The sequence below is a fragment of the Bradyrhizobium elkanii USDA 76 genome, assembly GCF_023278185.1.
GTDB lineage: Bacteria > Pseudomonadota > Alphaproteobacteria > Rhizobiales > Xanthobacteraceae > Bradyrhizobium > Bradyrhizobium elkanii.
In genome coordinates, this window is the sequence record NZ_CP066356.1 from 2654219 (window position 1) to 2674516 (window position 20298).

General features: G+C 59.0%; 27 protein-coding genes. 14 read left to right on the forward strand and 13 right to left on the reverse strand.

What is annotated here, in order from left to right; translation table 11 throughout:
• Window positions 1–1576 precede the first annotated feature (1576 nt).
• From JEY66_RS12690 to JEY66_RS12705, 4 genes are all read left to right on the forward strand, one after another.
• Complete coding sequence (locus JEY66_RS12690) at window positions 1577–3514, forward strand: DUF3604 domain-containing protein (protein ID WP_041482687.1); 1938 nt, start codon at window positions 1577–1579, stop codon at window positions 3512–3514.
• Window positions 3515–3529: 15 nt separating this feature from the next.
• Window positions 3530–4384 carry a peptidyl-prolyl cis-trans isomerase gene (locus tag JEY66_RS12695; RefSeq protein WP_018273186.1) on the forward strand — a complete coding sequence of 285 codons (855 nt, stop codon included), beginning with the start codon at window positions 3530–3532 and terminating at the stop codon, window positions 4382–4384.
• Between the two features lie 2 nt (window positions 4385–4386).
• Window positions 4387–5391, forward strand: coding sequence for a HupE/UreJ family protein (locus JEY66_RS12700; protein WP_016844827.1), 1005 nt, complete (start codon window positions 4387–4389; stop codon window positions 5389–5391).
• Between the two features lie 194 nt (window positions 5392–5585).
• Window positions 5586–5789, forward strand: coding sequence for a hypothetical protein (locus JEY66_RS12705; RefSeq protein ID WP_141381976.1), 204 nt, complete (start codon window positions 5586–5588; stop codon window positions 5787–5789).
• 456 nt (window positions 5790–6245) lie between these two features.
• On the opposite strand, the gene JEY66_RS12710 is transcribed toward JEY66_RS12705, so the two are convergent.
• From JEY66_RS12710 to JEY66_RS12730, 6 genes are all read right to left on the reverse strand, one after another.
• Window positions 6246–6413, reverse strand: coding sequence for a hypothetical protein (locus tag JEY66_RS12710; protein WP_157183477.1), 168 nt, complete (start codon window positions 6411–6413; stop codon window positions 6246–6248).
• 23 nt (window positions 6414–6436) lie between these two features.
• Window positions 6437–6571 (reverse strand): hypothetical protein, encoded by a 135-nt coding sequence (locus JEY66_RS45110; protein WP_016841200.1) that lies wholly within the window; start codon window positions 6569–6571, stop codon window positions 6437–6439.
• A gap of 621 nt (window positions 6572–7192) precedes the next feature.
• On the reverse strand, window positions 7193–7348 hold the full coding sequence (locus JEY66_RS12715; RefSeq protein ID WP_157183476.1) for a hypothetical protein: 156 nt from the start codon (window positions 7346–7348) through the stop codon (window positions 7193–7195).
• Window positions 7349–7527: 179 nt separating this feature from the next.
• A complete protein-coding gene (locus tag JEY66_RS12720) occupies window positions 7528–7743 on the reverse strand; it encodes a hypothetical protein (protein ID WP_026193186.1) in 216 nt (71 codons plus the stop codon).
• A 66-nt stretch (window positions 7744–7809) separates the two neighbouring features.
• Window positions 7810–8052: a transcriptional regulator gene (locus tag JEY66_RS12725; protein ID WP_080650412.1), complete on the reverse strand. Its 243-nt coding sequence runs from the start codon at window positions 8050–8052 to the stop codon at window positions 7810–7812.
• A 95-nt stretch (window positions 8053–8147) separates the two neighbouring features.
• Entirely contained in the window at window positions 8148–8357 is a 210-nt protein-coding gene (locus JEY66_RS12730) for a cold-shock protein (RefSeq protein ID WP_026193185.1), read from the reverse strand.
• A gap of 421 nt (window positions 8358–8778) precedes the next feature.
• Here JEY66_RS12730 and rpsU point away from each other — a divergent pair, with 421 nt between their 5' ends.
• Both rpsU and JEY66_RS12740 read left to right on the forward strand, forming a co-directional pair.
• Complete coding sequence (gene rpsU / locus JEY66_RS12735; RefSeq protein WP_026193184.1) at window positions 8779–9048, forward strand: 30S ribosomal protein S21; 270 nt, start codon at window positions 8779–8781, stop codon at window positions 9046–9048.
• Between the two features lie 488 nt (window positions 9049–9536).
• Window positions 9537–9773 carry a DUF6894 family protein gene (locus tag JEY66_RS12740; RefSeq protein ID WP_016841192.1) on the forward strand — a complete coding sequence of 79 codons (237 nt, stop codon included), beginning with the start codon at window positions 9537–9539 and terminating at the stop codon, window positions 9771–9773.
• A gap of 56 nt (window positions 9774–9829) precedes the next feature.
• Here the strand turns inward: JEY66_RS12740 and JEY66_RS12745 are convergent, their stop codons facing one another.
• The 6 genes from JEY66_RS12745 to JEY66_RS12775 form a co-directional block, all read right to left on the reverse strand.
• Entirely contained in the window at window positions 9830–10057 is a 228-nt protein-coding gene (locus JEY66_RS12745; RefSeq protein WP_016841191.1) for a hypothetical protein, read from the reverse strand.
• 384 nt (window positions 10058–10441) lie between these two features.
• Window positions 10442–10642 (reverse strand): hypothetical protein, encoded by a 201-nt coding sequence (locus JEY66_RS12755; RefSeq protein WP_016841189.1) that lies wholly within the window; start codon window positions 10640–10642, stop codon window positions 10442–10444.
• Between the two features lie 41 nt (window positions 10643–10683).
• Window positions 10684–10968, reverse strand: coding sequence for a DUF1488 family protein (locus JEY66_RS12760; protein ID WP_016841188.1), 285 nt, complete (start codon window positions 10966–10968; stop codon window positions 10684–10686).
• A gap of 39 nt (window positions 10969–11007) precedes the next feature.
• Complete coding sequence (locus JEY66_RS12765) at window positions 11008–11304, reverse strand: hypothetical protein (RefSeq protein WP_018273181.1); 297 nt, start codon at window positions 11302–11304, stop codon at window positions 11008–11010.
• On the reverse strand, window positions 11297–11563 hold the full coding sequence (locus JEY66_RS12770; RefSeq protein ID WP_018273180.1) for a hypothetical protein: 267 nt from the start codon (window positions 11561–11563) through the stop codon (window positions 11297–11299). Before JEY66_RS12770 ends, JEY66_RS12765 begins: the two co-directional genes overlap by 8 nt.
• Before the next feature lie 382 nt (window positions 11564–11945).
• Window positions 11946–12191, reverse strand: a complete 246-nt coding sequence (locus JEY66_RS12775; protein ID WP_018273179.1) for a DUF6894 family protein — start codon at window positions 12189–12191, stop codon at window positions 11946–11948.
• Window positions 12192–12378: 187 nt separating this feature from the next.
• Between JEY66_RS12775 and JEY66_RS12780 the strand changes: the two genes are divergently transcribed.
• The 5 genes from JEY66_RS12780 to JEY66_RS12800 all read left to right on the forward strand — a co-directional run bounded on the left by JEY66_RS12780 (window position 12379) and on the right by JEY66_RS12800 (window position 16242).
• Window positions 12379–12573, forward strand: a complete 195-nt coding sequence (locus JEY66_RS12780; RefSeq protein ID WP_018273178.1) for a hypothetical protein — start codon at window positions 12379–12381, stop codon at window positions 12571–12573.
• Window positions 12574–13253: 680 nt separating this feature from the next.
• Window positions 13254–13625 (forward strand): hypothetical protein, encoded by a 372-nt coding sequence (locus JEY66_RS12785; RefSeq protein ID WP_129965232.1) that lies wholly within the window; start codon window positions 13254–13256, stop codon window positions 13623–13625.
• Between the two features lie 254 nt (window positions 13626–13879).
• A complete protein-coding gene (locus JEY66_RS12790; protein WP_016841177.1) occupies window positions 13880–14131 on the forward strand; it encodes a hypothetical protein in 252 nt (83 codons plus the stop codon).
• 207 nt (window positions 14132–14338) lie between these two features.
• On the forward strand, window positions 14339–14668 hold the full coding sequence (locus JEY66_RS12795; RefSeq protein WP_244620899.1) for a type VI secretion protein: 330 nt from the start codon (window positions 14339–14341) through the stop codon (window positions 14666–14668).
• A gap of 377 nt (window positions 14669–15045) precedes the next feature.
• Window positions 15046–16242 (forward strand): IS256 family transposase, encoded by a 1197-nt coding sequence (locus tag JEY66_RS12800; RefSeq protein ID WP_026193182.1) that lies wholly within the window; start codon window positions 15046–15048, stop codon window positions 16240–16242.
• 606 nt (window positions 16243–16848) lie between these two features.
• Here the strand turns inward: JEY66_RS12800 and JEY66_RS12805 are convergent.
• Complete coding sequence (locus JEY66_RS12805) at window positions 16849–17766, reverse strand: LysR family transcriptional regulator (RefSeq protein WP_018273174.1); 918 nt, start codon at window positions 17764–17766, stop codon at window positions 16849–16851.
• Between the two features lie 151 nt (window positions 17767–17917).
• On the opposite strand from JEY66_RS12805, the gene JEY66_RS12810 reads away from it, so the two are divergent.
• The 3 genes from JEY66_RS12810 (at window position 17918) to JEY66_RS12820 (ending at window position 20130) form a co-directional block, all read left to right on the forward strand.
• On the forward strand, window positions 17918–18904 hold the full coding sequence (locus JEY66_RS12810) for an N-carbamoyl-D-amino-acid hydrolase (protein ID WP_080650411.1): 987 nt from the start codon (window positions 17918–17920) through the stop codon (window positions 18902–18904).
• A gap of 143 nt (window positions 18905–19047) precedes the next feature.
• Window positions 19048–19980 (forward strand): N-carbamoyl-D-amino-acid hydrolase, encoded by a 933-nt coding sequence (locus JEY66_RS12815; RefSeq protein ID WP_018273172.1) that lies wholly within the window; start codon window positions 19048–19050, stop codon window positions 19978–19980.
• The gene (locus JEY66_RS12820; RefSeq protein WP_018273171.1) at window positions 19981–20130 is read left to right on the forward strand and encodes a hypothetical protein; all 150 of its coding nucleotides are present in this window, start codon (window positions 19981–19983) and stop codon (window positions 20128–20130) included.
• Window positions 20131–20298 lie beyond the last annotated feature (168 nt).

The window sequence follows — 20298 nt, forward strand, 5'->3', positions numbered from 1 at the left end:
CGAGCGGATGTGGTGCTTGAGGAGGCTCGGTGTTTTCATGTTGACGTGCACATGAAGGGCTGGCCGAGCCGTGCGCATGAGGCGGCGCGAATGCGCGGCAACGGACGGCTCACTGGCTCTCTCAGCTTTCGACGCTTTGCTTTGGTCCAGTCTTCATGAGGCTGCTCGTTCTGCACAAGCTGGGCCTTCCTACCGAATATCCCCGAGCTGAAAGTCCTTCCGCTGTTGGCTCATCTTCTCACCCAGCGAGCCAAATTGAGGCTTAACACATTGAAAACACTGCAGCGGGAAATGACGCGGCGATCCCGGCAGGAGGGATATCTTGAGCGAATTCAATGATGTGCATTGGATAAGCCGTCTGAATGGCGCCATTGCCCGCCTTGGTGTTTTTGTTGCGGTGGCTAGCCGGGCAGGGCATTTTTGGTTCCGAAGCCGAACGCGAGGCACAGAGACAGCAGCGCGCCGAACTGCTGGAAGGCAGGTGGTTAGCCTCGTGAGCGGCGATTCCAGACTTCCAGATCCGGAATCCCGTCCTAATCGGCTGGGACCGAACAGGGCGGTGTCTCGGCCTCAGTGCCGAGATGGAAAGGTCGGGGCACAACCGTGGTGACTTCGAAGTGGGAAAGCCGGTGCAATATACCCATGGTCACCAAGGCACCTTTGAATGAAGCGCTGTTCGATACGGCCGGCCGGGCGCGAATGCGAACCCCGTGAATAAAAATGCGCCCGAGTCTCAGATCATGGCGCCGTACCAAATCACGAGCGCGAAGATCACCAGCAAGACGATGGTGATGATTTGTTCACCGATGGGTATCGGCTGTCTGTCCATGACGGCCCGGCCCTCCGTGCGCGGGAGCGGGATGCTGCAACGGGCCGTTGGTTCGTCAGCACAGCGGGGCCCGCTTAAAATGCGTGCGGGCGGCCATTGGCTCCAGGCCCAGGAAGGTGATGCAAAATCCTGACGGCTCGAAGTCTGCACCCTCCGTGGCCAAAGGATCATGGCCCAAACGGACTATCCGTCGGGCGAAAACGTCACTGCAATTGTCTCGAAGTGAGCGGCATGTGGAAATCTCGAGTGCCAAATCAGCTATCTGTCTGACGCCGTCAAATGATCATGGTGTGCGAGCCTGCTCACGAACGAAAATTGCACGTATCTGGTGCGGCAGTGGCCCTAGGAGCAACGAGAACTCAGTAAGATATTGATCCTCTTGGTGGGCCCGGCAGGACTCGAACCTGCAACCAGACCGTTATGAGCGCAGCGCGCATCCGGCAAATCTGAACGTTTTCAACGATTTTCGTGCTCATTTGTTCGTTTTCATGCACGTTCGTTCACGGGGTTTCTGTGGGATTTCTGGTGGGCGGCGGATCAGCATAGATCTCGCATGGCTCCCCGAGCGCGCAAAGCGCGCTGTTGGGCCAAGGTCCATTATGCCGTCCCTAGACGCCATGTCGGCAATGGCCGGAAGCAGACCTACGCTTTGAGCTGGATCAAGGGTTTTGGACGCTCTCAATCATATGGTTGTTGATTGATCGCCAAGATTACTGAATCTGCATGGGGATTGAGGGGGAGATTGTCATGACGTCTCGAAGCGTGATGTACGCATTGGTGTCGACCCTGATGCTAGGGACGATCTTGCCTGCGACCGCGGACGATACGGGTTCTCTCACCAAGGACAAAGCGGAAGCAGTCTTCAAGAAGCCTGCCAACTACTCCCCTTACGCTGATCGCGATTTCCCTACTCGACCGTTCTTCGGGGATACCCATCTGCACACGGCGATATCCTTTGATGCCGGTGCATTCGGCGCTCGCCTGAAGCCGCGGGATGCCTACCGCTTTGCACGGGGCGAACAAATCACATCCAATAGCGGACAACCCGTGAAGCTATCGCGTCCGCTCGATTTTCTCGTCGTCGCCGACCATTCCGACAACATGGGTTTCTTCACTGACATGATGGCGGGCAAACCGGAAATCCTGGCCGATCCGACTGGGCGACGCTGGTACGACATGATCCAGTCTGGCAAGGGCGACGAGGCGGCCATCGAGATCATTATCGCCTTCTCTCACGGAACTTTTCCAAAGGACCTCATCTATTTCCCGGGTACCCGGGCCTATCACAATACCTGGCTCGACAATATCGCCGCGGCAGAACAGTACAATGATCCTGGGCGCTTCACGGCTTTCATCGGTTACGAGTGGACCTCCAACACCGGCGGAAACAACCTGCACCGCAACGTCATCTTCCGTGACAATGGTGACAAGGCGAGTCAGGTCGATCCGTTCACGGTGACGCCTCCGTTCGGCAGCGACAATCCCGCCGAGCTCTGGAAGTGGATGGACAACTACGAGAAGAAGACTGGTGGCAGTGTGCTCGCCATCAGCCATAACGGCAATCTCAGCAACGGTCTGATGTTCCCAACCGTCGAGACATTCGGCAAGAAGGTTGACCGAGACTATGCCGAGACCCGCGCGAAGTGGGAGCGACTCTACGAGACCACTCAGACCAAAGGTGATAGCGAAACGCACCCCTTCCTGTCGCCGAACGACGAATTCGCGAATTTTGAACGATGGGACAAGGGCAACCTTGACGGGAGCGTCGCCAAGAAGAAGGAAATGCTCGAGTTTGAATATGCCCGGTCGGCTCTCAAGAACGGCCTCAAACTGGAGCAGTCACTGGGCGTCAATCCGTACAAGTTTGGAATGGTCGGAAGCACCGATGCTCACACGGGCCTCGTCGCGATCGAGGAAGAGAACTTCTTCGGCAAGACTGCACCCCAAGAGCCGAGCCCCAAGCGGATGCTGTCGACCTTCATTGACAACAAGGAGACCGGCATAAACGTCATGGACTGGGAGGTGTCGGCCTCCGGCTACGCGGCGGTCTGGGCCAAGGAGAATACGCGGGCTTCATTGTGGGACGCGATGGAGCGCAAGGAGACATACGCGACCACTGGCTCGCGTATGATCGTTCGCTTTTTCGGCGGCTGGGATTTCGCGCCGGGTGATGCCGACAATCGCCTGCCGGCCAATATCGGCTACACCAAGGGGGTGCCGATGGGCGGCGACCTCGCTGCCGCGCCGCAAGGCAAGGCCCCGACGTTCCTTGTCGCGGCGCTGAAGGATCCGATCGGCGCCAATCTGGACCGCTACCAGATCGTCAAGGGATGGCTCGACAAGGACGGCAATGCTCAAGAGAAGGTGTATGACGTCACTTGGGCGGGCGACCGCAAGCCCGACGCTAAGATCGGCAAGTTGCCTTCGGTGGGCAGCACGGTCGATCTTGCCAACGCTACTTGGACCAACACGATCGGGGCGCCAGAGTTGATTACGGTCTGGAAGGACCCTGAGTTCGATCCGGCGCTGCGAGCCTTCTATTACGGTCGGGTCATCGAGATTCCAACTCCGCGGTGGACGGCCTATGACGCGAAGCGGTTCAGCGTCACCCCGCTGCCGGGGACGACCATGACCGTGACGGAGCGGGCGTATACATCCCCGATTTGGTACACGCCGAAGAAATAGCGCGAGAGTTCAGTCATGCGGCGGATTCTTCGCGAACCCCTGCTTCACTTCGTCATTCTCGGCACAATCCTGTTCGCCGTTCATGCCGGCGTGACCCGGAGTGGGAGTGCGCCCGTCCAGGACATCATCGTCTCGCGGAGCCGTATCACACATCTGGCAAGTATGTTCAGCCGCAGCTGGCGCCGCGAGCCGAATCCGGACGAACTCAACGAGCTGGTCAATGACTATGTCCACGAGGAAGTCCTCTATCGCGAAGCCAAGGCGATGGGACTCGACAACGACGACCCCGTAATCCGGAGACGACTTCGCCAAAAACTCGAATTCCTGGCCGAAAACGTCGCGACACAGCGCGCACCAACCGATGACGAGCTGAACCGACTGCTGCAGAGCGAACCCGAGCGGTTCAGAACCGACGGCCGCTATTCTTTCTCGCATGTCTTTCTGGATCCCGGCCGTCATCGCGACGATCTGGCAGACCAGCAGAGCACTCTGCGGAAAGCGCTCAAGGAACCTGATGAGGGCCTCGATCCATCCCAGTTCGGCGACCGTTTCCTGCTCGGCCAATCGTTTGCCGATGTGCCGGCCAATGAGCTGAGCCGTTTGTTCGGTGAGGATTTTCCGGAACAACTTGCCCAAATCCCGCTGGGCTCCTGGGAGGGGCCGATTCAGTCCTCCTACGGGCTCCATTTCATCCGACTGACAGGCCGGGATCAAGCGCGGCTTCCTTCGCTCAACGAAGCGAGAGAAAAACTCCTGCGCGAATGGAATGAACGCGAACGTATCAAGGCCAATGCGGAGGCGTTCGCCCGGCTTCGCGGCCGCTATCGCATCGTCATTGAACAGGCTTCCGAGCCGTCACGTAGACAGTAACCATGATGCGTCTGGTTTGCGCCATCGCTATCCTGCTTGGCTGGATGTGCCTTTCGGGCAGCGCGCACGAGCTGCGCCCTGCATATCTCGAAATCAGACAGAGCGGGAATGACGTCTTTGACATTCTCTGGAAAGTGCCGGCTCTCGGCGATCAACTTCGATTAGCGCTTGATGTCGAACTGCCTGACGACACCGTCGTGGTGACTGAACCACGCTCGACCTTTGCCAACAATTCATTTGTCACCCGCTGGCAAGTTAGCCACCCTGGCTTGCTCGCTGGCAAAACCATCGCAATCTCCGGCCTGCAATCCACGTTGACGGATGCCCTCGTCCGCATCGAGTGGAGCGGCGGAGGCAGCCAGGTCGTGCGCCTCACGCCAGCGCGGCCCGCCTTCCAGCTTGAGCCGCGCCAAACTGCTCTGACCATCGCAATGACTTATGTCGGAATGGGTATCGAGCATATCTTGACCGGCTACGACCATCTGCTGTTCCTGTTTGGGATAATGATGATCGTACCCGGCTTGCGCCGTCTGATTGGCACGATTACTGCGTTCACCGTTGCGCACTCCATCACGCTGGCGCTGGCGTCGCTGGGCGTCGTGAACCTGCCGCGGCCGCCGATCGAGGCCATGATTGCGCTGAGCATCATGATCGTCGCCACCGAGGTGGTCAAAATGTCTCGAGGTGAAATCGGGATCACTGTCCGCTACCCGTGGGCGGTCGTCTTCCCCTTCGGACTCCTGCATGGGCTCGGCTTCGCTGGCGCATTACTGGACACCGGTCTGCCTCAACAGGACGTGCCCCTGGCCCTGTTCGCCTTCAACGTCGGTGTCGAATGCGGACAACTCATCTTCATTGCCGCGCTACTGGGCGGAGCCCACATCGTTCAGCGAATCCCGCATGGTGAACCAATCCTCCTCAGGGCCCGACAGGTCGTCACCTACGGGATCGGCATGATCGCAGGCTTCTGGCTAATCGAGCGGTCGCTTAGCTTCATTGCAGCCTGAGCGACTTCCCGTTCTTGGTCCGTACCTGACTCAACGGTGCGCTGCTCGAATGTCCGGGATCACGGGCGAAGTGATGCGCTCGCTTAGACGCAAAGATTGATTCTTTCGGTCGCGTGACACGCACAACGGATTCCCTCAATTCAACGTGTGAGCAGACCGTTGCAGTTTCGGGGTAGGCTTTAGCACTGAGGACAATGACCTATAAGTATTTGATTTCCTTTGGTGGGCCCGGCAGGACTCGAACCTGCAACCAGACCGTTATGAGCGGCGGGACAAGGGATGCGGTCGTTGATTTTTCAGCATTTTTCGTGATGTTTGACCGCGTTTATCGCTCTTGGAGGGATCGTTTCTGGTGCGAAACTGGTGCGGTTGGCCTGGCTTTCGATCCCGACCGCTGAACGGCCTGGCTCGTAGGTTCGACTTCCACTCTCTCCGCCATTTGCACGATTTTGTACGCCAAACCACGATTTCGAGCCCTCAATGGCGAACGAACGCCGAGCGTTTTGCGCCACCGCTGTGGCCTCCGCTTTTCGGGCTTCCGCCGCGGCGAAGACGGCATCGTGGGAGGCGGCCGGATGCTCTTCGATCGCTCGGCCGTCAGCCTTCGGTCGCAAAATTATGCAGCGCGGAGGACACGGCCTCGTCGGCAGTTGAAGCCGGCCTTATCCCTGCTCCGGATGGATTGCTTTCTTGTCCGCGCAGTACTTTGCAATAAGAAATCGGAGTCCCTCTTGCGCGGTTTGGTCGGTTACGTAGCCTGAGAGCTTTTGGTAATGCTCAATTCTCCTGTCGAGTTCGATGCACTTCTCGCACATGGAGAGTCTCCGGCTAGAAGGCGCGAGCGCCTGTCGTCCTCAGTGCGGCCGTCGATATTCATCAAGGAGAAGCTCAGTGCCTTCAGCGATCGCTTCAACGCCTGGCGGCGTTGTGCCGCTCGTGATGACGAAAATGACTATCCGGGATCGATAAAGGGAATCGACGAACTGATTCCAGCGCCATTCGCTCGGGATGTTGGAAGTCATAGAGCTAAAGCTTCAACCTCTGCTTACTTCTTCTTTGCAGGACCGAAGTCCGGCTGCCAGGCGGCCTCTTTGCGGCTCGGCGCCGCTGCGATCACCTTTGCCTTTTCCTTCTTCGGTTTCTTGGCTTCGCGATTGCCGCGTTGCTGTCCCTTGGCCATGATGTCTATCTCCAATTGGGGTCTGAGTTCTTCCAGTCTCGGCTGGAATATGCGTTGCGGGCGACATAACGATGCGGACGCCCATGTTGCCCTCGTGCCGAGTTCGAGCAAGGCGCATCATGACCGCTTTTCCGCGCCGCGCCGAAAGTGGCGTCTACGTGATAGGTTCTCCCTGTGACCGAGCAGACCAACAGAACCGTGCTAGCCGTTGAGGATGGCCGCCGCACATACGAGAAGCAGAAGAAACAGCGGCACGATCACGGGCGGGACGATCCACTCCGAGGCACGAAAACGCGACATCGAACGCTCCTGCTAGTTCATTGGCGGGAGCGCACGTGACCCTCAGTCACCGGTCGATGCCGTTGATGATACGGTGATGCGTACCACCGTACGCCTGTGGCTGGCCAATAGCGAGCACTAAAACGCCGTGTGCCGGTAGCGATGCTAAAGTCAGTGCGCAGCGAAGACCTGGAACAAACGCTGCGTCATGTAGTCCTGATCGCACAGTAATGAATTCATCCCGTTGTCTTGCCCACCGTGAAAGCCTTGTACCGGGTTGGCTGCGTCGCCACCTCTGGAGCACAGCGAAGCAAGCATTTCGAACGAAGCTCAATGTCAGATTCAAGGTGCTCTATGATTTTCCCAATCGACGCCCGTCGTCTCCGGATGCAGCGCAGCCTTCTTCGCTTCTATCTCAGCAAGGCCAACCTTGAGGCGGTCGGTGGTGAGCGGGTCAAAACGCTGACCGAGTGCGCGTCGAAACATGTCGATCTGCATCTGGAGCTCGTCGCACTGCTTGCACATGAGTGCTCCGTACAGGCACCGACGCCCAGGGGCAAAGCCTCAGCCGGTGATGGAGAACAACGTACCATGATGAAATTCGTTCAACTAAAGGGCTAGGCGTCTTCCTCTGGGAGGATAGGAAAGATAGCGTCGCATCGCGGTGCCGGCCAAAGCTAGAGCATCGAGAGCACCACGATCCCGTCTTCAAGCTGCCCCGACGCAAGGCGCGCCCGCGCCATCTGCTCCAGTTCCGTCCGGTATTTATGAAGATAACTAAGGGCTTGCTTGTCCGTCTGAAATGTCGTCGTGAGCCGGCACACCTGTCGAGCTGCGCCGAGCGCAAGAGAGAACGTTATTGTTCCGTCGCCGAGTGACTTGGCTCTACGCATGATCTGCATGCTCCGGCTTGGTGAGGCTTGGTCCTCGACACAATCGTCGACCACTGCCGAAGTTGACTATCGCGGCAACTTCCTGGTGCGCTTCTTTGGCGAAGGCGCCGGCAACGGTGCCAGACGCATTGCAGCGGCGGCTTCCCTGGTCTCGCGGAGTTCTCGAAGTCGCGCCATGTTCTTGCGAACCTCGATGGCGTGCCTTCCGACATCCACCATCGCGCGCGCTCCTTCTTCAGCGGCCAATCGCTTTCGGTTGGCACGCGCGATGCTTTCCGGTGATAGTTCTGCCGGCTTCTTGACGCTCATGCTCACCACCGCTCAACGGGCAAAACCCGCTCAATCCGGAGATCGAGCGGGCAGCATGGTCGTTTCAGTACATCCGTGAAACGACCAGGCGAAACTCACGCCAGCAAGAGGCTCTCGGCGCTGACTTTGCCTCGCATCCTGTCGGTCTTGACCTCGTAGCGGACCTTTTGGCCCTCCGCGAGATTCGAAAGACCGGCCCGTTCGACCGCGCTGATGTGAACGAACACATCGCTGCTGCCGTCTACTGGCTGGATAAAACCGAAGCCCTTTTGGCTATTGAACCACTTAACAGTACCTGTCGTCATCTTGTTCTCCAAAGCGCACGAGCGCGTGCCGCGTGACAGTCACGCGGTGATTTCAACTTTGTCGATGTCTTTGGAAAAGGAGCCCGCGGGCACGTTCAACAAGGCACAGCGGCTAATCGAATGCAGTTCATATGTACGCTATGTGCGGCCCATATACAAGGGAGAGTGCTGATTTGTTTCAGACGGCCTCCACCGCCGATCGAAAGCTTCGAATTGGCCCACCGAGGGAAGCCTAATCGATTGACACGGCCGTGCGGTAGTGATCCGCTTATTTTACCAACGTATCGGCGTGGCGAGTAGGCTGGCTTATTCGAAGCCGGCGAAGAATTTCGCCGTCACTCTCATCCTCACATTGGTGAACCTCCCCTGCGCGAAGGCTGCGTGCAGGACTGTTCAAGTTCGCAGCCACCGAGGAGTTTTGATGCAGGTCCTTGTTCGCGACAACAATATCGACCAAGCACTTCGAGTCCTGAAGAAAAAGATGCAGCGCGAAGGCGTCTTCCGGGAGATGAAGCAACGCCGCGCCTATGAGAAGCCTTCGGAAAGAAAGACGCGTGAAAGATCGGAGGCCATTCGTCGGGCACGCAAGCTCGCTCGGAAGCAGGCGATCCGCGAAGGATTGCTGCCGGCGCCTCCTAAGAAAAAGCTGCCAGAGCGCAAGCCGCCTTTGCCGCAGATCTCCGTCACCTAGCAAGAATATCGGCCGGTTTGACTCGGCTGAGGGAAAGCGACGGGTCTGAATGTCGCGTGAAACTTTATCGAAGCCGGATGGTTTCAGCGGACGCAGAGCTTTCAATTTGCCTAGTTAGATTGTGGCAGCTGGATATACCTAGGAATCGGATGGGTTAGGGCTCATATTGAGGAAATGAAAACCTATTTCACACCTCGCTTGCTAGAGGTCACCGTGACGCCTCAAGCGCCGACGCGCTGGAGATGGCACGTTTCCGAAGCAAACGTTGAGCTGGCCCACGGGTACGCGACCAGCCGAGAAACAGCGCAGATTGAGGGTGATGACGCTCTATTCACTATGCTCTCTGTGGGCGCTGTCAAATGACCGACAAGCGTCCAGGATCCCGACCAGCACGCCAGATCCATTGAAAATGGCATTGCGAGGGAGGAGCGTGTCAGTACGAGGAACGAAATCCGCCTTCCATCTGCTGCCGCCGAAAGGAACCGCGGATGATCCGCTACGACTTCGACATCAGAGAACACAGCGGAATTTATCCCGATGAGGAAGGGATGGAGTTTGCAACGCAGCGTGAAGCTGAAGTCGAGGCAGCAGAATCGTTGGCAGGCCTAGCGCGTGACCTTGCCACTCTGGACGATCGACCGGACCTCTCGGTTGAGGTGAGAACCGTTGTTGGACGCGTATTCCAAGCCGCTCTCATTTTCGACAGAAGCGAGACAAAGCAGTAACGGCGCTGCAGCTGTCGGCCTTTCTCGCTTTCGGTTCTCCGCCTCGACACAATTGGCTAGCATGAGATCCGCCGCTCCGCCATGAGCCATTGATGTACGATCTCCCATTTGTCCTCGGCGCCTGACCGAAAATCCAGTAGTGTTGGCTCGCGTCTGGCTTTGATTTCGAGGAAAAATCGCCGCGCGTCGCGTGCGCAGGCTTCTCCATCAAGCGGCTGCGTCTTGATCCAGTGGTCCCATTCGCGAACGATCGCCTGCCTCGCTTCGCGATCATGCGACGTCATCTAGCGGGCTTTCTTGTCGGTTCGACGGGATTCTTGGATTCTCGCGCCAATCGCTCGGCCTTGAGACGCTCGCGGTTGGCCTGGAACGCTTTGTCGGCTTTGGCATGCTCGCTCGGCGCTGCCTCCACTTTTCGGAACATCTTGTTGGCTTCTCGCGCCGCGGCCGTTGTGCCCTGGCGGCTGAGGGTTCGGTCTCTGATCATCCCTGGCACTCGATCCTCCCTAAGTTAAGAGGCGGGTCTCGGGAGACACGACTTCGGGTTAGGCCTCGTGTTGTTCGTCCGCTGCTGGCGGCGGTCTTGCGATTCATGACCTCGCGCCGCCTTCGCGAAACGTCCTGGTGTCATTCCGGTTCCTCGCGACAGTGCTTCCGTGCTGAAGTTGCTAGAACAAACTGTCCGCCGACTTGTCGAGCCGTCTCAAGGAGCCACCGGCTTCGTCGAGGTGACCCACCAGTTCACCGGAGAGCCGATAAATCCTGCTGCCCTTCAGATCGTAAAGCTTCCGGCCCTTAAGGTCGAAAATAGCGGAATCGATCACCACGGCGACGTGCACGCCATCACTGTTGACTATGTCGCCCTTCAAGCGTGACCTCCCTGGTTTTGGACTACCTTAGTGGTGTGCGACTATCGCGGCGTCCTGAAGTCGATGCTTCTCAGGATGATCCCGGCGGGCACACCTTCGAACTCGCCCGCCGTGTATTTGACGGTGGCGCGGGCTTCAATGCGCGCCCGGAGTCGCATGAACTGTGCTTCGCGCTCGCTCGATGCTGCGCGTCCCGCACCTTCCAGCTCATCCATTGCGGAGGTCGAGATCGCGCACGGGATGACCTTCGCGCCGTCGCGCATCGAGAATTGGACGATCATGCGGTCGTACTCGAAACTGGTGAAACAGGCTTGTTCAAGTGCCATGCGACTAATCCGTTTCCGTTGGCCGAAGCCGGCACAGTTTCAGCCCTGCCCATCGAGCCGGGCAAAATCCGCCAGAATAGCCGCGACGAGATCGCGATGCCGTGTGTCGTCAGGCGACAGGCTCGCAGCGTAGATATTCAGCACGTACCGCGCCTTGGCGGCGGCTTCCGGCCAAGAGGTCGCGGCGACCGACATTAGTCCGCTTTCCAGCACGCTTTGCCGCTCGCGCAACTCCCGCGCACGGCTCTCGACATCCGTCATTGCGCGGCGGATTTCGGTCGCCTTCTGCGCTGCAATTCCGCGATGTTTGTCCAGATCGAGCGGTTCGTCACTCATCCGGCATGCTCGCGTCGATCCGTTGGGCGTCCGCCAGATCGACCGGGCCGATGGAAAACATCTCCATCCTGGCGCCGTGCGAGGCTGCCGGCACGATCATCATGGTCGCAACACGGCGATAAGACGCGAAGGAAAGTCCTTCGATCATCTCCTCGTCAGTGATGACCTCGTAGCGCCCGGCAGGGAGAGGGTGATCGATGCCTCTGATCTGGAACGAATGCTTGAAGGTGACGACTTCCCGTCGCGAGCGAGTTTTCATGTACGCCCGCCCTTTGCCAATGCTCGGGCGCCGATGTCGGCTCGCCCATAAGCCACCATGCGCTCTTTCGACCGCATTAGCTACCGCTTTCTCGCGGTCCGTTGTCGCGGCCGGGGCGCCTCAAGCGATCCCTGTTCCGCCCGGCGAACGCATGATGATGCCCGATAACCGCCCATTCGTCGGCATCTATCGGTCACTGAGAGTTAAGTGCGCTTCCGCCAAAAGCGAGGAGCTTTCCATTTCCTAGCTTGGCCTGGTCGACTGTATTGTGCCGCCGGTGGGGTGCTCCACTGTTTCTCCTGCTTTTGATTACTGTGATGGCTCTATTGCGGGCGCATCGGGCGTTGGCGACCTCTCGCGCCGAGCGAGGCGAATATGGCCCTCACTGGAAACGTCTGATCTCGAAGGTGAACGTCGCCCGTAAAACCGGTCCATCTTCGTCACGAACGTTGGTTGCAAGACGGCGTGCGGGAGCATCGACAGTGCAGCGTCGAACTTCATCCTTGGCCAAGTGTGCCAGCGCCAAGGTTGCTTCGTGCTGCATAGCCTCCAGCGAAACGAGATCTATCCCCTGTTCGTCGGGAATCATCTCGTCACCTTCGCGCTGATCGAAAAAGTACCTACGCATGCAATTGCTCCCGAATTAGGCGGGAGCGCTGTAGCGTCTCTCTGTCACCGGAAAATGCCCAGATCGGATCGGTGATGGTGCCAAGCTAGCCGACTTCCAAACATTCCTCAAACTTAGACAATGAGCCAGTTCGATTGTGGTGAGGTTTGGGCTGGCATGTTGACCGGCCACGGCGCATACTCAATGAATGAAGAACCGCATCGGTTGGACGACGTGCCTCTCCATTGGCGGCGCATACGCAGTGGCTGAACTCCTCGATGGTGGCGTAGTCGGTAATGGACTCATCACCTTCGCTACTGAGACGGAGGCCCAGGAATTCATTGATTCTGGCCAGGCCGATGAGCTGGGGTCGCGTGGTTCCGTCCCGAAAAGCAGCGAATGACCACGCGCGACGAATGGACCGTAGACCTTGAGTGTCCACGTTGTGGGATGCTGGACGTGGCACGGCTCTCACAGGCCGATGGCTACGCTTATGTGAGGGGCGACACCGCTACACGCGCCGATCATGTGCCGGCCGGGTTTGCCTGCATTGATCCGGAGACCAGCAGCTTTCAGTGCTCGAAATGTCAGGTGCTAATACCGTGATGTTGCTGCCGCGAATGAGCGACAAGCGGGCCATCGCTATTCTTCGCGAATTGCACACTGCGGAGGATTGTTTCGTCGGGTTGGTCGTCGCGCTGACCGGCGGTGACGGGGCATGCCACATCGCGCTTCGCAAAGCGGGCCAATCGTCGAGGACTTTATCCGATAAGCAGTGGAAGTAGCCAACTGTCGCAATCCCTCTCCAGTAGCGTTCACGAAACGAGCGACAATCTGCGTGCGTAGCCCGCCGCAGAGCAGAACGCCCTTTACACCATCAAGCTAGCCATATAGCGTCGGTGTACAGGTTAGCAAAATGCTCACCTCGAAGCTGCTCATGAAGTAGCGACTTCCGAAGTCGCCGCCAGTCGTCGTAGCAGCAGCTCACGTGCCATCGGAAGGCGCAATCATAACATTGTGTTTTATCACAGCGCGTCAGCGTCGCAGATGCGTGTCCGCGCGCGCTCAACAAAGGCGACCTTCATGAAGCTTCCTGCAATCTTGCAAGGTGAGGCACGGACCCACTTCCTTCAAGGAATTGCGTTCGGCGCGGTGACAACCATGGCGATTGGATTTATCTGGGGCGGTTGGGTCACGGGGGAGAGCGCCAGAATCATGCGCACCACGGCGGAGACCAGCGGCCGGATGTCTGTTCTGGTACCGCTTTGCGTCGCTCAGTTCACAGCCGCCGACGGCGCTCTCGCTAAATTCAAGGCGGCAAGCGCTTATTCCAAAGAAGGCGTCGTCAGCGAATTCGTGAAGAATGTGGCGTCCACGAGCATGGATTACTCGTTCGCAAAGGCTTGTGCCACCGGGATCGAAACGGAGCTCGCAAACGCAGCGACAAAGAGTTGACGAGCGTACCAGCAAGCCGGGTCAAGGATTGCGCGACCCGAGATTGCCATTCGTGCCTCATGAGGTGCGGATGACGCCGGCTCGGTTCTGTGCGCCAACGAAGCGGAGGCACCCGCGACGGCAACCGATGAAGCCGAAACGTGACGAACCGCAGGTGCGTCAATCTGAGCTCAATTGGTCGGATCGAGACTGCGCGTCAGGACATGCATAGCTGGTCGGTAGAATATGGACGACGGTCCTGAAGAGCGGTCACGATGTCGCGCCAGACGCACTTTCTCGTTCAGTCCTTTGACCCTGCGAAAGGCGATCAGTTAAAGGCCGATGCGCCAATTGCGTGCCGGAGCGAGGAAAGTGCGCGTCGAACTGCCGAAAGGCTTGCCATGAGCAAGGCAGGCGTCGTTGCCTTCTCGACAAACTCGGATACCGAGACGGGCGACTACGACGACCAGCCCACTGTGTTCTTTCGAGCGGGTAGGGTGCCTGCTGAATTCGACTCAATGCCTTGATATCTATTTTGCCTCACTGCGTTTTTAGCAATGAAGACTGGCGGGCATTCTGCCTGAAAGATCAAGACAATTGCGGCCGAGCCGAAAGATCGGGCCATGGCAGCAAACTCTCGATTTCAGCGAGACGCTGGCGCAACGATCAGTGCAGGAGACTAGGACGGGACAAGTGACATTTTTTGCCCGTTGGATCTTCTCGGAAAGTGTCGGATGGGAGTGGCCTTCCTGGAAGTAGATCTTGGTTTCGTAACTATGCACCAATCGACCATATGCGTAAAAAAGGGAAATTCGATGCGAAGAATTATTGCAGCGTTGGCTTTGTTTACATGTGTGCAAAGCGCCATCGCTAAGGGGCCGGACTGTCGCGCCATCGGAGGCGCGACCGCACGCCTGGCCTGCTACGACGCGGCCTATCCTCCGAAATTGGAAAAACCAGCAATCGTTGAAAGCGACGCAGGGCGACCTTCATACAAAGACCCGTTTGCAGCAGAAGAAGCTCGGACAGCTGCCAAGATAAAGAATATCTGCCGCGGTTGCTGAAATGCTTCCGGCTAGGCGGTGTGCTGCATTCATGCCTAATGCGTCCGCCCGCCGGTGAGTAAATCCATAGCGGACTAAGCGAAGTTGCAGACTTCTGCTATGCCTTCTCACTAATTCTTACGCGATCCTACAGATGCTTGAGGCAGCAAGCGGGCGCACTGATGAGCCAATTACTGGTAGCGAGGACCGTAGGTGCCCACTTGCTGAGATGAAAAACTGCTTGTACGTCAATGCAGATTGACTGACACTCTCTCCGCCATTTGCACGATTTTGCAGGGTAGTGTGCGGGAGGTTCTGCAAAAGCTGAGAGGCTGAAGCGGTCATGGTAAGTCCGGTGATTGCGAAGATCACCGCTCGTAGAGGAGCTTGGACCCGCCATGACCGTGACAAAGATTAGGACGGATGTCTCTGCAGTCAAAGAGTTGTTGAGGTCGGACAAGGAGTTCCTGAAGCCGCTGATCCAGAGTGCGGTGCAGGACATTCTCGAAGCCGAGATGACGGAGACGCTGGGTGCGGAGAAAGGGGAACGCAGCGAGGGCCGGCTTGGCTATCGCTCCGGCTACTATCCCCGCTCGCTGATCACCCGGGTCGGCAAAATCGAGCTGAAGGTGCCGCAGGACCGGCAGGGGCGATTCTCGACCGAGCTGTTCGAGCGCTATCAGCGCTCGGAGAAGGCGCTGGTTGCGGCCTTGGCCGAGATGTACGTGCAAGGCGTCTCGACGCGGAAGGTCAAGCAGGTCACCGAGGAACTGGTGGGCCATGCCTTCTCGGCCTCGGCGATCAGCGCGATCAACAAGCGGCTGGATGCGTCGCTGAAGGCGTTCTGCGAACGCAAGCTCAAGGAGCCGTTCCCTTATCTAATCCTTGACGCGCGCTATGAGCGCATCAGGGACGATGGCATCATCGCAAGCCAGGCGGTGCTGATCGCGATTGGGGTTGACTGGGAGGGCCGACGTCAGGTGCTCGCGGTCGAACTCGCCAACCGGGAGAGCCGATCGAGCTGGAAAGAGTTTTTGGAAGGGTTGAAGGCCCGCGGCCTGCATGGCGTGGAGTTCGTCGTCTCCGATGATCATCCCGGCTTGAAGAAGGCGATACCGGAGGTCCTCACCGGGGTGTTCTGGCAGCGCTGTTACGTGCACTTCCTGCGCAACGCGCTCGACTATGTGCCGCGCAAGGTCGATGACGATTGCCTGCTCGAGCTGCGCTGGATGTACGACCGGCGCGATCTTGGCGAGGTGCGGCGCGATCTGGCGGCGTGGCTTGCCAAATGGGGCGGCAAGTACCCCAAGCTCACCGGCTGGGTCGAGGACAACATCGAGGAGACCTTGACCTACTTCCGGCTGCCGCTGGCGCACCGCAAGCACTTGAAGTCGACCAACATGCTGGAGCGTCTCAATGAGGAGATCCGGCGGCGCACCTACGTGGTGCGAATCTTTCCCAACGCCGAGAGCTGCCTAAGGCTGGTGCGGGCGCTGACCGTCGAGCGTCACGAGGCCTGGCTCGAGGACCATCGCTATCTCAACATGGATCTGTTGAAGGAGCACAAGAAGGAGGCGTTACGCCAGGCGGCCTGACGATGCTCAGGCCCACCAAGGGGATGGACGCCACCCCTCTCCGCCGCCGTCGCTCGCCAGCGCTGCGCTTTTGGGCAAGCGAGCGACGGCGGCTCCGAGGGGATGGCTCGGCCGGACCCCATGATCAATTTTGCTGAACTTGACGCACAGAACTTTTTGCAGGCCAAACTACGATTTCCTACGACAGAGTTCGCCGACTGATCATGCGTCGATCGTGGCGGCCTCTTCCGGCGGCGAGGCGCTAAGCAACATCGCTAACAATATAGGGCGCTCGCCCGGGCTTCATCGCGAGGCTGGTGGTTCTCAGAAAATGGCCGTCATTGAGACCGCACATGAGTGTGCCGGATCGGACACGTGCCGAATTGAATGAACGCGGCCGTCCTCGTACACGGCGGCGTTCGCCCACATCAGTCAATCGACGCGGAGAGAATCCGGAAAGACCCTCTGCTCACGAGCGCGGCGAACTTCCCTTCAATTCCACCTCGAAGCCTTGCCATGGGCCCTTCGGGTGGACAATGGCGCTGTGCGCACGCAAGCCGACTTCAGGCTCAACAACGTGTCAGAATTCCTGGGGCGCGTTCCAGCCTGCTGGGCATCGAGAAGATGTCAAGAAATCTGCGCACGGCCCGCTTCGGCCGGGCCGAGCGCCCGGCTCGCCTGCCGAACTTCGTCCAGGAACGCCTCCGCCAGGCGTGACAGTGGTTCGGCCTCCGACCAAAGCATGTGGGCTACTGCCGGCGTCCTGGGTGTGAAAGGCTTGATAACGAGGTCGTGGCTGCCGCCCTGGCGCGGAGAGAACGGATCGACGACGGCAGCGCCGACGCCGGCAGCCGCGAGCACGCAGGCAGTTTTGCAGTATCGCACTTCCACGGTCGGCTGGAACGGCGCCCCGGCCTGGGCAAAGCTCTCGCGTATGGCTTCGCCCAATCGTGTTCCACGCTCCAGCCCGATGAAGGGCAGGCCGACCAGATCGGAGGCGGAAATCACGGGACGTTCGGCCAGCGGATGCTTCGGCGGCATTACGCAAACCATTTCGCCGGTGTGGACCACCTCATGCGCGATGCCTGGATGATGCGACAGGCCGAGCACGAAGCCAAGTTCGGCGACCCGGCTCGTCACCCCTTCGATAATTCCTTCATAGCGACGGACGTCGAAGAAGACCCTGGTCTGCCGCCGCTGACGCAGGAAGTCCGATAGTGCGGGCGGAATAATGCCGTAGGCGAGCGGCGGGGTCGCCACGATCGACAGGAGTCCCGAACGGCATTCACGCAGGTCGCGCACCCGATTTTCAAGTTTGGCGTGAAGCGCAAAGATCGCCTCGCTCTCCTTGTAAAGCGCCATAGCCTCTGATGTCGGGAACAGGCGGTTGTTGACCCGTTCGAACAGGGAAAAGCCGGCCTGCGCCTCCATTGCCTTCAGCGCATTGCTGACCGCGGGCTGCGACAGCGCCAGTTCGTCCGCCGCCGCGACTGTGGTTCGATGGCGGATGACTGCACGCAAGATCTCCAACTGGCGAAGGTTCATATAAGTGCCGATTATGGTCTCACCCGAAATATCATAGCACGGGTGATTGCAATTTGTGGGCCGTTTTCACCTAATCAACGACACAGCGGAGCGCTGACAGAGTGGGCCCTCCGCCTCCCGCATAAGCAATTCGCACAGATTGGAGGCAGTATTGGCACGCATACTCCGCGCCGCGGCCGCCCAGATGGGGCAGACGCAGAAAGCGGATTCGCGAGAGCATACGCTTGGCCGGATGCTGGAGCTTCTGGAGACGGCTGCCGCGCGCGACGCGAGTCTAATCGTATTTCCCGAGTTGGCCTTCACCACCTTCTTCCCGCCGTGGTACCTCGAAGACGGCGCGCTGTACCAGTATTTCGAGCGCGGCATGCCCAATCCGGCCGTGCAGCGCCTGTTTGATCGTGCTCGGGCGCTTTGCGTCGGATTTTATATCGGCTACGCCGAACAGACTCCTGATGAACGACGCTACAACTGCTCGATCCTGGTCGATTGTGACGGTAAGATCCTTGGTCGCTATCGCAAGGTGCATCTGCCGGGTTCAGTTGAACCGCGCGCCGGCGCGCGCTACCAGCAGCTTGAAAAGCGCAACATCACGTATGGCGACCTTGGATTTCCGGCTTTCCGCGCCGGAGCGGATTGGCGTCACGCGATCATCGGCATGATGATTTGCAACGATCGCCGGTGGCCCGAGGCTTGGCGCGTGCTGGGCTTGCAGGGTGTCGAGTTGGTCTGCGTCGGCTACAATTCGGCGGCCTACGACCTCAACGGCGGCGCCACGGAAGATGCCGCGCTGCGCACCTTCCATTCAAAGCCGGTGACGCAGGCCAATGCCTACATGAACGCGACTTGGGCAATCGCGGTTGCCAAGGCCGGTGACGAGGATGGTTCCGGATTGATCGGCGGCTCCTGCATCGTCGATCCGAATGGCCGCATCGTCGCCGAAGCGGAGACGCTGGCGGATGAAGTCGTCGTCGCTGACCTCGATCTCGACCTTTGTCGCCAGGGCAAGGACAAGATGTTCAATTTTGCCACTCATCGACGGCCCGAGCAGTACTCCGTCATCACTGAACGCGCTGGTGTTATCGAGCCGACCGCGCTCAGTGCGATCGCGACGAATCTTTCGGAAGCACGAGGACGATAGCCGATCCCCGATGTGTGCCTCCGCCGGGCCGCCAGGAGCGCTTGTTACCGTGGTTCACTGTTGCGGGCAGCGGCCGTCGCGCCGGCACCTAGGCTTCGACGATGCTCCAACGCAACACCAGGTCAAACAACCAGGGAAAACTCATGCGCGTCATCAATGTTGCCGCCGCCCAGATGGGTCCGATCCAGAAGGCCGACAGTCGCGAGGCGGTCGTCAAGCGCATGATCGCGCTGATGGATCAAGCCAAGGCGCGCGGCGCCGACCTGATCGTCTACCCCGAGCTGGCGCTCACCACATTCTTCCCGCGCTGGTACATGACGGACCAGTCCGAAGTCGACCGCTGGTTTGAGCGCGAGATGCCCAATGCGGCGACCATGCCGCTGTTCGAGCGCGCGGCCCTCCACCAGATCGCGATGAACTTCGGCTACGCTGAACTGACGCCGGACGGACACCATTTCAACACCAGCATCCTGACGGACAAGTCCGCCCGGATCGTCGGCAAGTACCGCAAGGTTCATCTGCCCGGTCATGCGGAGTTCGATGCCGAGCGCGCCTTTCAGCATTTGGAGAAACGCTACTTCGAGCCCGGCGATCTCGGCTTCAACGTCTGGCGTGAGCTTGACGGGATCCTCGGCATGGCGATCTGCAACGACCGGCGCTGGCCGGAGACCTATCGCGTGATGGGTCTGCAGGGCGTCGAGATGGTGATGATCGGCTACAACACCCCCTCGGTGAACGCCGAAAAGAGCGAGGAGGGACCCGCGAAGCGGCTGTTCCACAACCGCCTCTCCGTGCAGGCAGGCGCCTATCAGAATTCCACATGGGTCGTATGTGTCGCCAAGGCCGGCGTCGAGGATGGTCACCCCTTGATCGGCGGCACGCTGATCGTCAATCCCGACGGCGAGATCGTGGTCGAAGCCAAGACCGAGGAGGACGAACTGCTGGTTCACTCCTGCGATCTCGACGCCACCGCCTTCGGCAAGAGCACGATCTTCAACTTCGCCCAACATCGCCGCATCGAGCATTACGGCCTCATCACCAGTCGTACCGGCGCACAGCCGCCTCCGGAAAACTGAATGTCGGGCATCGCCTTCAACGCGCTTGATCCGCAGGCCCGATACAAGCTGTTGTGCGGGATCGTCGTACCGAGGCCGATTGCGCTGGTCACGACGCTTGACGACAACGGCAAGGTCAATGCCGCGCCGTTCAGCTTCTTCAACGTCTGAACGACTGCGCGGTCGATTTTCCCGCTGGCAGCAGCGAAGTGGAGGCGACGGGGGCCACGCTGCCGTCAATCGACGTCGCCGTGCCCGCGGATCCCGTCGCCCAGCAGATTGAAGCAGAGCACGGCCGGCATCAGCGAAACGGCTGCCGACATCATCAACAATTCCTAC